Origin of the sequence: Streptococcus sp. FSL E2-3488 (assembly GCF_038003585.1) — a bacterium.
Lineage (GTDB): Bacteria > Bacillota > Bacilli > Lactobacillales > Streptococcaceae > Streptococcus > Streptococcus thermophilus.
Genome location: NZ_JBBOPL010000001.1, coordinates 1,477,570 through 1,490,632 on the forward strand (window position 1 = coordinate 1,477,570; position 13,063 = coordinate 1,490,632).

Annotated in this window: 7 protein-coding genes and 2 pseudogenes; all 9 read right to left on the bottom strand. The window is 40.6% G+C overall.

Features of this window, described 5'->3' with window-relative positions; translation table 11 throughout:
* Positions 1 to 13 precede the first annotated feature (13 nt).
* Positions 14 to 1,036, bottom strand: a complete 1,023-nt coding sequence (gene argC / locus MHH90_RS07580) for an N-acetyl-gamma-glutamyl-phosphate reductase (protein ID WP_014608051.1) — start codon at positions 1,034 to 1,036, stop codon at positions 14 to 16.
* 126 nt (positions 1,037 to 1,162) lie between these two features.
* Positions 1,163 to 2,344, bottom strand: a complete 1,182-nt coding sequence (locus MHH90_RS07585) for a pyridoxal phosphate-dependent aminotransferase (RefSeq protein WP_340725868.1) — start codon at positions 2,342 to 2,344, stop codon at positions 1,163 to 1,165.
* A gap of 9 nt (positions 2,345 to 2,353) precedes the next feature.
* Positions 2,354 to 3,142: a carbon-nitrogen family hydrolase gene (locus MHH90_RS07590; protein WP_014608049.1), complete on the bottom strand. Its 789-nt coding sequence runs from the start codon at positions 3,140 to 3,142 to the stop codon at positions 2,354 to 2,356.
* Between the two features lie 132 nt (positions 3,143 to 3,274).
* Positions 3,275 to 4,202 (bottom strand): annotated as a pseudogene (locus MHH90_RS10290) (SH3 domain-containing protein).
* 368 nt (positions 4,203 to 4,570) lie between these two features.
* A pseudogene (locus MHH90_RS07610) lies at positions 4,571 to 6,034 on the bottom strand (SH3 domain-containing protein).
* Between the two features lie 167 nt (positions 6,035 to 6,201).
* Entirely contained in the window at positions 6,202 to 8,820 is a 2,619-nt protein-coding gene (alaS, locus tag MHH90_RS07625) for an alanine--tRNA ligase (RefSeq protein ID WP_340725871.1), read from the bottom strand.
* A 341-nt stretch (positions 8,821 to 9,161) separates the two neighbouring features.
* Positions 9,162 to 10,304, bottom strand: a complete 1,143-nt coding sequence (locus MHH90_RS07630) for a peptidyl-prolyl cis-trans isomerase (protein ID WP_340725872.1) — start codon at positions 10,302 to 10,304, stop codon at positions 9,162 to 9,164.
* A 61-nt stretch (positions 10,305 to 10,365) separates the two neighbouring features.
* A complete protein-coding gene (locus MHH90_RS07635; RefSeq protein ID WP_179974294.1) occupies positions 10,366 to 11,073 on the bottom strand; it encodes an O-methyltransferase in 708 nt (235 codons plus the stop codon).
* 181 nt (positions 11,074 to 11,254) lie between these two features.
* Positions 11,255 to 13,060 (bottom strand): oligoendopeptidase F, encoded by a 1,806-nt coding sequence (gene pepF, locus MHH90_RS07640; protein WP_014608042.1) that lies wholly within the window; start codon positions 13,058 to 13,060, stop codon positions 11,255 to 11,257.
* Positions 13,061 to 13,063: the final 3 nt, after the last annotated feature.

Here is a 13,063-nt window from a genome sequence, read left to right on the forward strand (position 1 = left end):
TCTATGCTTACATCTACAAGTATGACGGTTTCATATGTAAACCTTCCGTCTCATCCCACCCCTGCATGAGGTTGAGATTTTGCACTGCCTGTCCAGATGCTCCTTTTAGCAGATTATCAATGACTGAAATAACTGTCATAACATTGGTTTTCTCATTATAGGCAAAGCCGATGTCTGTAAAATTCGATCCAATGACATTATGTAGTTCTGGTAAGTTTTCTTGTACACGTACAAAAGGTTTATCATCATAGGCTTTTGCAAAGGCTGAAGCGATATCAGAGACAGCTACGTCCTTCTTCAATTTGCAATAAACTGTAGCCATGATTCCACGATTAACCGGTAAAAGCGACGTTGAAAACTGAATCTCCGGCATATCAGCATCAAAAGCCTGCAAAGTTTGTACAATCTCTGGAATATGCTGATGATGATTGAGCTTATAAGTCATGTAATTATCGTGAACATTAACAAAATGACTAGACTCACTCAAAGCTTTACCCGCACCAGTTAAACCAGACTTGGCATCTACAATGATACTATCAGTCTCAATAAGACCGGCTGCCACCAAAGGAATCATGGCTAACTCTGTCGCTGTCGCATAGCATCCAGGATTGGCAATAAATTTCTTACCCTTAACATCTGTATATTCTGACAATGCATATGTAAATTTATTCAAAATCATTTTCTTGGCAGGTGATTTTTTATACCATTCTTGATAAACATCTGCTGGCAAGCGATGATCACCAGACAAATCAATAATAGGAAAATCAGCCTGAACAAATTCCTCTGCTAGCGAACTAGCAACTCCAGAAGGTGTAGCAAAGAAGACTAAGTCTGCCTTTTCTATAATCTCTTGCGCATCAAAATATTCTATTTTTAAATCACAAACACCTGCCAAATAGGGGTACACATCAGACAATCGTCGGCCCACTTCCTTGGTTGCGTGAATAGAAACAAGTTCTACTTTTTTATGATTATTCAAAATTTTAACTAACTCTAAACCACTATAACCAGTGATACCAACGATTGAAACTTTCATTTATGCGCTCCTTTTTTATAAATATGTGATTAGTTTATTGTATTTTTATTCATTTGTCAAGAAGGAAGTGCAAAAATATGAAAAACAAGCAGTGTTTTTTTAACTGCTTGTTTTCATAATTGCTATCTACTTATTAAATAAATGCAGGTCGGCAATACGATTGACAGCTTCGACCAGACGCTCCGGCTCTACCAAAAGCCCGATACGAACATAAGCATCACCTGCTGGTCCAAACCCTTTTCCTGGTGCCACAGCAACATGGGCCTTCTCAAGCAAAAGATCTGCAAAACTTTCACTGGTATAGCCCTTAGGTACAGGCATCCAAGCGTAAAAGGAACCTCTGGATGGGAAGGCTTGCCAGCCAATCTTAGCAGCTACCTGAACAAAAGCATTTCGACGGCTATCATAAACCGCATTTAGTTGGGCCACTGCCTCTTCAGATTTAGGATCTAAAAGGGCTGCAATCCCAGCTTCCTGCAAAGCGGGAAAAACCCCCACAAAAAGATGGTCTTGAATCAGATTCAAGGCTTCAATCATTTCAGCATTTCCACCCGCAAATGCCAAACGCCAACCTGCCATATTAAAGGTTTTTGAGAAAGTATAAAACTCAATGCCTACATCCTTGGCACCAGGAGTTGCCAAAAAACTAGGATTCTCATAACCCTGATAGCCCAAAGCCCCGTAAGCCAGATCACTCACCACCCCTACCTCGTAGGTCTTAGCCCAGGCAACCAATTTTTCATAAAAATCCTTTGTCGCTACAGCCCCCGTAGGATTATTAGGGTAATTGATATAGATAAACTTAGCACGGCGAGCTATCCCCTCAGGAATAGCTTCCAAATCTGGCAAAAAATCATTTTCAGCCGTCAAAGGAAAAGTTTCATAGGCTACACGACCCAGACTCACTCCCGACAAGTAATCAGGATAACCTGGATCAGGTAAGAGCAGGAGATCACCAGGATTCATCAAAGCTAGGGGCAATTCCACAAGACCAATCTTAGCCCCACCCATGACACAAATTTCACGCTCCGAATCCAAATCAACCCCATAATGGTTCTTGTAAAAACTAGCAGCTGCTTCCTTAAAAGGACGATTGCCACGAAACTGCGAATACTTGTGATTGGCAGGATTTTTCGCTGAGACACGCAAGGCCTCAACAATATGGTCATAGGTCGGTTGGTCGGGATTTCCCTGACCAAGATTGATAATATCTGCTCCTTCTGCCACCTTGGCATTCACCTTAGCAACTAACCCTGCAAAAAACTGTTCTGGCAATTCTTTCAATAAATCCGATTCTTCAAATAACATAAAATCTCCCTAATAATACAAGTCCGTGCGACGGTCCTCAAAAACGGGAATTTGACCTCGCACTCGGTCCACCTCTTCAAGATTAATCTCAGCCGTAAAAATGCCCTCCTCATATTCCTTAGCCTGCAAGACTACATTTCCTAGTGGATCTATAATCATAGAATGCCCTGAAAAGACATCATCTGGATCTGGTCCTGCTCCGACACGGTTAACGGCTACCACAAAGGCTTGATTTTCAACCGCACGCGCCTTTAATAAAATCTCCCATTGCTGCACTCGAGGTTCTGGCCACTGCGCTACCACAAAAAGCACCTTGGCCCCTTGTGCCATCTGTGTTCGCACCCACTCAGGAAAACGAATATCATAACAAATGACACTTGCCGCTATCACACCATCAAGCTCAAAAATAGACTCCGCATCCCCAGCAGACATATACCGGTCCTCTGCCATAAGACCAAAGAGATGGACCTTACTGTAGATATTGATTAGGTTCCCAGACTTGTTGTAAACATAAGTCGTATTGTAGAATTTTCCGTCTCTCTCAATAGCAACAGACCCTCCAAGAATAGCAACAGCATGTTCTCTGGCAAACTGAGACAAGAATTCTTGAGATTCCAAACCTTCCTTATCTGCAAGCCCATCCAGTTCATCTAAAGCGTAGCCTGTATTCCACATTTCAGGAAGTACAATGACATCGGGATTAGCAACAAGTGCTCTTTCCAACATCTCTTTCACGTGCTTTTTATTTTCCACAGGCTGTCCGTGGGCAACATCCATCTGTACCAATGCAATTTTCATAGTAACCTCGATTCTATGTTAACCATTATAGCACTCCAAAAGACATCACAAAAATTGAAAAATTCAATCATCTGATAAAGAGAGGCTATCAAAAAAGGCTGGACACATTGTCTAACCAGACTTTTTATCTCATTAAGCAATATTGACGTAACGACGAGCACCACTCATTGTCATGTATGAGAGCCATGTGCGGCCATCGGCTGTCAAAACCTTATCATAGATGACATGGTCTCCCTTGCCAAAAACAAAAGTGGGTTTGAGGTCTTCTTTTGGTTCCTTCTTAATATCTGTATCGCGTGTAAAGTAGAAAGTTCCTGTCGCTGGGATGTTCAAAGCACCTGTTGTGGCCTAAGCGTCATTAGAAGGATTCCCATTCCCATTACCACTATTACCGTCACCACTACCAGCTTCCACCGGTTTCACTTGAGCATAATAACGCACACCAGAGTATGATTTGTAGCTAATCCATTGGTAGCCGTCAGCTGTCACGACTTGGTCGTAAAAGACGCTGTCCCCCTGGATTCACATAGAATTCAGCCTTGGCAGAAACCTTCGGTTGATTCTTTATTTCTGTACGCTCCTTGTAGACATAAGTTCCTTGGCTTAGAAGGCCGCTTGCTGTAGTTGTATCCGGTTGGCTCACCAAACTAGTATTGACAGCTGCTCTCGTTAAGGCAGATACATCAAAGTTAGTGACTGTTTCAGATGAAGTATTTGTACCACTTGCTGCTTCTGAGCTGGCAACTGTTGATTCAGATGTTTTATATGCTGCTTGTGAGATACTAGCACTCACTTCACTTGTAGCCTCGCTAGTAGCAGCTTCACTAGCGGTTTGGCTAGTTGTTGAGACTTGGCTTGCTTTATTACTTGACGCTACTCCATCTGTTGCTACGCCACTGAAAATATCAGTCGCTGTCATAGCATCACTATCTGAAGTCGCACGCAAAATGGTATCTGAGGTTGTTGCTACTTCGTGGTGTTCGTCAGCCAAAGCTTGGCTCGCAAAGACCAAACTAGCTCCTAAAAGAACTGACGCAGCCCCAAAAGAATATTTACGAATTGAAAAACGTTATTGTTCGTGTAAAAATTTTTCTCGTTTCATATCAATTATTCTCCCTATCAAATTGATGTTACAGGTTGATTGTAACGCTAGGTAACAAACATTACAAGTGTTTTACAAAATATTACTAAATATTTCTCACTTGCCCACTAGTATACCAATTTTTTTGACTTGTTCCCACTTTAATCATAAACTCATAAACTATCCGATTTTCGTCATAATCGACAAAAATGACCGACTTATATTTATATATTCGTTATTTTCTAAAAATCAAAAGTAAAAAGATTACTAAACAAATAGTAATCTTTTTCGTACTAGTTAAAGAGAGTGATGTTACAACTCTTAAGAAATATCCACCACATAGCGTCTTAAACGCTATAGGTTACATAAGACAACCAGGTGTGGCCATCAGCTGTTAGGACCTTGTCATAGCGAACGGACATGACCTTATCATAGTAGGCTAACTCTGGGCTAGCAACACTTGGTTGAGCCTTAATAGAGCTAGGTTTTGTAAAGGTATAGGTTCCAGTTATCGCTAGGCTTGGGCTTGCTGATTGAGCAACTGCTGTTGCCTTACCATCAATAGCAATGTAACGGCGGTTACCTCCACGACTAACATAAGAGAGCCATGTATGACCATCTGCAGTCACCACTTTGTCATAGTTAACAGACATACCAGCATCATAGTAGGCCAACTCTGGGCTTACGACACTTGGTTCTGCTTTAATAATAGAACGTTCTTTGAAGGTATAAGTTCCTGAGTCAGGAAGGCTATGGCCAGTAGTTATATGAGTTTCTTCAACCTTGGCAGGAACTGTGTGAGTTGTGCCACCCACACCAACTAATTTACCATTAGTTTCAACAAAGTAAAGATGTACATTGTAGAGACCACGTTCATTCTTGTGGTCACTTAGACCGACATTAACCTTGTAGTTACGATTATTAAGACGAGTCGCATTGTACCAAATGATGTCATCTTGGCCATTCCTTTCAGACCAGATTGGAACAGACACTCCTACGACACCATTTTGATCTGATACATTACTGATAACCACGCTAAAGTCACCATTATCATGACTTTCAATAGCCATGTCGCCTCTTGGTTTAGCCAGAGACTCTACGACAACACCTAGGTCGACATAACGACGAGTACCATTGTATGACACATAAGAAATCCATTGGTGATTGTCTCTCTTCAAGACCTTGTCATAGATAACATGGTCGCCTGAACTAAAGACAAAAGTAGGTTTGATATCCATGACTGGAGCTGTACGAATTTCAGTTGTACGACGGAAATAAAACGTACCGTATGATGGGATATCAAGAAAAACATCAGCAGTCACTAGACCATCTGCACCAGGATGACTAGCATTAGTTGAGACAGTCCGAAGACTAGTATCGACAGCTTCACGGTCAGTAGGTCTAGCTTCAGCAACTTCTGAAGTCGCTTAACGGTCAATTTCACTTGCCACTTCTGAACTAGCCACTGACGTCGCTTCAGAACGTGGGCTAGCCACCTCTGATTTAGAAACAGAAGCAACTTCACTGCTGGTAAGATTAGGTCTTGGTGCTTCCGATTTTGACACAGGTTCATTGAGAACATCGGTAACAGCTTCCTAAGTTGCCTGCTCAAATTGTGGTGCTTCAGAATTATTTAAAATAACTTCATAGTCCTTGCTGGAACTTACGCTATTGGCTTGTTCCTGAGCCAAAACATGTCCACCAAGCATCAAACTTGCACCAATCAAAACTGATGTAGCTCTAAAAGAATATTTACGTATTGAGTAACGTTGACGTTCCTTAAAAACATATGCCTTTCTCTTTTTGATCACTCTCACTTTCTAGGCTGTTTGATAAAAAAATAGGAACCGTTTTCACACTTTTATTATACCCCTTTGAAATATTTTTTTACAATTATTTCAATATTATTACTAATTTTTTTAAGAAAAAAGATAGGATTTTCATCCTACCTTTTAAGTTTCTTTTATTGTATCACATCTTAAAACTGTTCTGCTACTGCTGAGAGAAGATCTTGGATACTGTTAGCATCGCTACCACCGGCCATAGCCATATCTGGTTTACCACCACCACGACCTGATACGATTGGTGCAAGAACCTTGATAAGATTACCTGCGTGAACGTTTTCAGACTTACTTGCTACAAGGACATTAACTTTTTCTCTGATGTGAGCCGCAAGGACAAGAACATCTGAGTAGTCTGCTTGTTTCCATTGGTCAGCAAAAGTACGAAGGGCACCAGCATCAGAAACTTCTACTTGGCTAGCAATGTAACGAACACCGTTAGCTTCTTTAACATCTTTGAAGACGTCACCAGCGGCAGCGGCAGCTGCTTTTTCTTTAAGAGTAGCATTTTCTTTTTGAAGGGCATGCAATTGCTCTTGAAGGCTAGCAACCTTGTTAGGCACTTCTTTCAATTGTGGAGCCTTAAGTGTTGCTGCGATTGATTTGAGGGCATCTTCTTCTTCACGATAAGCAAGGTAAGCTTCACGTGATGTAACTGCCAAGATACGACGTGTTCCTGAACCGATACCTTCTTCTTTAACAATCTTGAACATACCAATTTCAGCTGTGTTGGCAACGTGAGTACCACCACAAAGCTCAACAGAGTAGTCACCGATTGAAACGACACGAACACGCTTACCATATTTTTCACCAAAGAGGGCCATAGCTCCCATTGACTTAGCAGTGTCAATATCTGTTTCAATAGTTGTTACTGGAGTTGCTTTCCAGATTTCTTCGTTGACCTGTTCTTCGATAGCACGTAATTCTTCTGGAGTTACCGCCTCAAAGTGAGTGAAGTCGAAACGCAAGAATTCTTGCTCGTTAAGAGAACCGGCTTGGACTGCGTGATTACCAACGATGTTGTGAAGGGCAGCATGCAAGAGGTGAGTTGCTGTGTGGTTTTTCATAACACGGTGACGACGTGAGTGGTCAATTTCAAGTTTGTAGTTAGCTCCGACAACAAGTTCACCTTCAACCTCAACAGTATGAAGAGCTTGTCCATTTGGTGCACGTTGAACATCAACAACACGCGCAACAGTAGTACCCGCTGCATCTGAAATAGTACCGTGGTCTGCTACTTGTCCACCCATTTCAGCGTAGAATGGTGTTTGTTCAAAGACAAGAAGAGCCTTGCCAGAATTTACACTATCATGACGAGCATCATCAGCAACGATTACGCTCAAACGACTTTCTGCAGTTTCCGCTTCATACAAGAACTCAGATGGTTCAGTGATGTTAGCAAGAGTTTCATTTTGCATACCCATAGACCCACCTTTAACCACGCTAGCACGTGCACGGTCTTGTTGTTCTTTCATGGCAGCTTTGAAACCTTCATGGTCAATCTTGAAGCCTTCGTCTTCAGCTAATTCTTCTGTCAATTCCACTGGGAATCCGTAAGTATCGTAAAGTTTAAAGATATCTTTACCTTCAAGCGTATCTTTACCAGATTTCTTAAGGTTAGCAAGAAGTTCATCAAGCATGCTTGAACCTGCATCGATAGTACGTGCAAAGGTTTCTTCTTCACGTTTAACAATTTTCTCGATAAAGTCTTTCTTCTCAAGAACTTCTGGGTAATAGCTTTCCATGATTTGACCAACAGTTGGGACAAGTTTATACAAGAAAGCATCAGAAATACCAAGACGACGACCGTGCATTACGGCACGACGGAGAAGACGACGAAGAACATAACCACGGCCTTCATTACCTGGAAGGGCTCCATCACCGATAGCAAAGGCCAATGAACGTATGTGGTCTGCGATAACTTTGAAGCTCAATGTTTCACCATCTGGATCATAAGCTTTACCAGACATTTTTTCAATTTCACGAATAATAGGCATGAAAAGGTCTGTTTCAAAGTTTGTTTTAGCCCCTTGCATTACGGCTGCAAGACGTTCAAGACCTGCACCCGTATCAATGTTTTTATTAGGAAGCTCTTTGTATTCTGAACGTGGAACAGCTGGATCTGCATTAAATTGTGACAAAACGATGTTCCAAATTTCAATGTAACGGTCGTTTTCAATATCTTCTTCAAGCAAGCGAATACCAATATTGTCAGGGTCAAATTCTTCTCCACGATCAAAGAAGATCTCAGTGTCTGGTCCAGAAGGACCTGCACCGATTTCCCAGAAATTATCTTCGATTGGAATCAAGTGACTTGGCTCAACTCCACAAGCAATCCAACGGTTGTATGAATCTTTATCATCCGGGTAATAAGTCATGTAAAGTTTGTCTTTTGGAAGATCAAACCACTCTGGGCTTGTCAAAAGCTCATAACCCCACTCGATAGCCTCATCACGGAAGTAATCACCAACTGAGAAGTTACCAAGCATTTCAAACATTGTGTGGTGACGAGCTGTCTTACCAACGTTTTCGATATCATTGGTACGGATAGCCTTTTGTGAGTTGGTGATACGTGGATTTTCAGGAATCACAGAGCCATCAAAATATTTCTTCAAAGTGGCAACCCCTGAGTTAATCCAAAGAAGAGTTGGGTCGTTAACTGGAATCAAGTTAGCTGATGGTTCAACAGCATGACCTTTTGATTTCCAGAAATCAAGCCACATTTGGCGAATTTGTGCTGAAGTAAGTTGTTTCATTATTTCTCCTTAATTATTTCTTAATTTATACCATTTAGAAAATACTAAAAGAATAAAAGACAAAACCACTAAACGAAGGGCGACGTGAACCGCGGTACCACCTTCATTCAATGACCTTGTCATTCTTATTTTTCTTTAATTATAAACTTTGAGTAGCAAGTAATCTCATCCGTCCATGGCTCGCAGCGACCGCCACTTTTCTGTATCTGAATCAATGATTACCTTTCTCAAAGGGAAGACTCAGAGTTTCCTAACATTAAAACTCTTTGTTACTTTCCATTTTAACGTGTTTTAGGTCTTAGGTCAAGTTGATAACAACATTATCAACTTGATCTTATGATTTATTTGCTAGAGCTTGATGTTGAACTTGATGAAGCTCCAGAACTAGTCACATACTGGTCAAGAATTCCACTAAAGGCTTTATCTACAACCTTAACATTGTATTTTTTAAGAACCTTGGCAATTACTGAGTTAGTGAAATTAGTATCAGCTTTCTTACCATTGATGATTATCTTAGTCAAATCATCTTTATAGTTTTTCCAATCTGCATTTTTCTCAGATTTTGAAACAGTTTTGACGACGTAGTAAGTTGCAGCACCAGTTGAGCTGTTTGAAACAGTTACTACATCAGAAACGGCATTAGCATCTTGCTTGAAGGCCGCTGTCAAAACATCTGTTGGAAAGTCTTGAGAAGCCGAGTTAACTGTCTTAGAAGTTACTTTCAAGTTGTTATCCTTAGCAACTTTCGAGAAGTCTGCTCCTTCTGCTTTAGCTTCAGAAGCTACTTTATCTGCCACGGCTTTATCAGTAGTTGAAACTACTTGCACCTCTGTATTTGGTATGTAATTATCATAAGCAGCCTTGTAATTTGCTTCCGTCAAATATTTTTGTGCAGCTTGGTTAACAGCGTACTCAACCAATTTCTGTGTACGGATTTGAGTACGGTATGACTCTTCTGTCTGACCATAGGCTGCAAGCACTTGTGAAAATTGGTCTCCGTATTGTTTTGAAGCTTGTTTATAGGCTTTATCAACATCTTCTTTGCTGACCTTGTTACCGTATTCTTTTTCAAGAACCTTTTGCAACGTTACACTCAAAACACTTTGTTGTGTTTGGTTGCTACCTTTAAGCAAATTAAAGACATCCCCAACAGTAACAGTATCACCTTTCATAGATACTAAGATTGTTTCTTCAGTCGTTTTGTTTCCTAGATAAACATACATAGCACCAGCACCAACAAGGGCTGAAACAGCTACAAGGGCAAGACCTCGGAGAAAGGGAGCACCTGATCTTGTTTTAACGGCATCACGAGTTTTCTTAGTTTTAACACGTTTAGCTTTTTCTTTCGCTTTTTCTCTGGCGAGGGCAATGCTTTCCTCTTCTTCTTTTTGACGATCAAGTTGCTCTTGTTCTGTATCTTTATCTGCTACAACCTCTTCAACAGTTTCTTCTGTTGACTCAAGGTTTTCATTTTCTTTAGCCATTTTATCTACTCCTTAAATTGTCAAAATCTCTATTATTATACCACACTTACTTAAATAATGCTTAATCTGGCAAAATAATATTTTCAGAATTTTTCCGAATCATAAGAAGTCCATCACTCATAGGTATCAAACTAGCAGTCAAATCAGGGTTATCTAAAGTCGCATCAAAAAGGCGATGCAAGCCACGATAGATAGTTCGCTGACCACGACGAACCTCCATGATGTCTTTGGCAATATCCCCACCTTGGAAAACATCATCAAAGACAATGACACCACCAACTGTAAGATGTTTTAAGATTTCAGGCAGAAAGACAATATATTTAGACTTGGCTGAGTCCATAAAGACAAAATCATAATTTGTGTCTAAGTCTTGCAATACCTCGGCAGCATCTCCTTCGACCAAGGTAATTTGTTTGCGACTGTCATACTTAGCTAGATTTTCCTTGGCAAAGCCAATCATTTCTTCATTACGATCAATTGTCGTAATCTGAGCATCAGGTGCATATTCAGCCATAAGAAGGGCTGAAAAACCAATAGCTGTTCCTACCTCAAGAATTTTCTTAGGCTGTAAGGTCTGCAACAAAAATCGGAAATATGCAACAACCTCGTGTTGGATAATCGGAATATTCTCCTTACGAGCAAAGACCTCCAGTTCAGCCAAGTGCCCTGTACTCTCCTTAAGATGCTTTCGCATGTAGTCCACGATATCCTTGTTTACTATAGGACGACGCATGTTGTGGTTTGCATTTTTACTATATGATTTAACCATGTGTATTATTATATAAAAAATCCCTATCGAGTGCTAGAGATTTTGATTAATAGAAACATCTTTTTTGACATTCCCAGTCATTAGATTGTAAAAACCTACATTTAAGACAGCCACTCTTAAACCTAAAAAAGAACCACTCTTTTCCAGAATGATTCTCTCAATATAGTATACTGACTTCTTTTTAAGAAAGATGAACACCTTTTTCAACCAAAGCTTCCAATTCAACTAAGCGGTCTTCGAAAACCTTGAAAGCTGCATCCAAGTAATCAGTGTTGGTCATGTCAACGCCAGCTTTCTTGATAACTTCCAAAGGATAGTCTGAGCTACCTGCCTTAAGGTACGTAAGGTAAGCTTCTTTATCTTCTTCATTACCATGAACAATCTTTTCTGCCAAGTAGCTTGCTGCTGCAAATCCTGTAGCATATTGATAAACATAGTAATTCATGTAGAAATGCGGAATACGTTCCCACTCAAACTGAATTTCATAGTTATCTTCAGCTTTAAGGTTATAGTATTTCTCATTGAGGTCTGCATAAAGCTTATTCATGAAGTCTGCTGTCAAGATTTGACCCGATGCATCCGCTTCATGGATAGCATGCTCAAACTCGGCAAATTGCGTTTGACGGAAGACGGTTCCCTTAAATCCATCTAAATAGTGGTTAAGGATAGCAAAACGTGTCTTATCATCGTTAACTTCTTTAAGAAGTGTTTCTGTCAAGATATTTTCATTAGTTGTAGACGCAATTTCAGCCAAGAAGATTGGGTAATCTCCGTAAACATATGGTTGTGTCTGACGTGTGAAAGTTGAATGCAAACTGTGGCCAGTCTCGTGAACCAAGGTAAAGAGATTGTCCAAAGTGTCTTGCCAGTTCAAAAGCATGAAAGCATTGGTATCATAGGCACCACCTGAGTAGGCGCCTGAACGTTTCCCTTTGTTAGGGTGAACATCAATCCAACGTTCCGTAAAGGCTGCATGAACCTCTTTACTATACTCCTCACCAAAGATAGCCAAGACTTCCTCTGCTTTCTTGAGGGCTTCTTCATAAGTAAGAGCAGTCTCTGTCTCAGAAAGTGGTGCATAAACATCATACATCTTAAGCTTATCAAGTTCCAACACCTTCTTACGCAAATCAAGGTAACGGTGCAAAAGTGGCAAATGCTTATTCACTGATTCTAAGAGTGAGTCGTAAACACTTTCTGGAATAAAGTTAGCTGCAAGTGCTGCATGACGTGCCGAATTATAGTGACGAACTTTAGCCATATAATTGTGAACCTTGACAACGCCTTGAAGTGTTTGTGCATAGGTATGTTGGAACTGCTCATAAGTTCTATACATAGCTTCATAGGCTCCCTTTCGGACTTCACGATTCTTAGATTCCATGAGGGTGGTAAAGTTACCATGTGTCAACTCAATCACATCCCCTTGACCATCCGATACCCATGGAAAGAGGATATCAGCATTATCCAAGACGTTGAAGGTATCCGTTGGACCGTTAAAAATATCACCAGCTGCTGCCAAGAGTTCTTCTGCTTCTTGAGAAAGAACGTGGTCTTTGTTTGCCAAAAGACGTTCGAAATAGTGGTCATAAAGTCCAAGACCTGGCTCTTGTTCTTTGAAGGATACTAATTTTTCAGCTTCCAAAGCCATAAATTCAGGCTCAAAGTAGGCAAAGGCTTCACTCAACTGTGAGTATAGGTTTGAGGCTTTGGCATTGTACTCTTGGTAAAGACCTACCGTTGTATCTTGGTCATTTTTCATTGACGCATAAACGTAGATTTTTTCCAAACGACGCATCAAACTCATATAAAGTTCTGTTGCCTCAAGCAAATTCTTGGCTGAGTCCAAGAGGTGACCAGCAAAGGAACTAGCCTTCTTCAAATCCTGAACAATGCTTTCATATTCAGTCTCCCAATCAGCGTCTGTCGCAAAAATGGTAGTCAAATCCCATGTATATTTTTCTTCTAAATGACAACGATTGTCTGACATAAT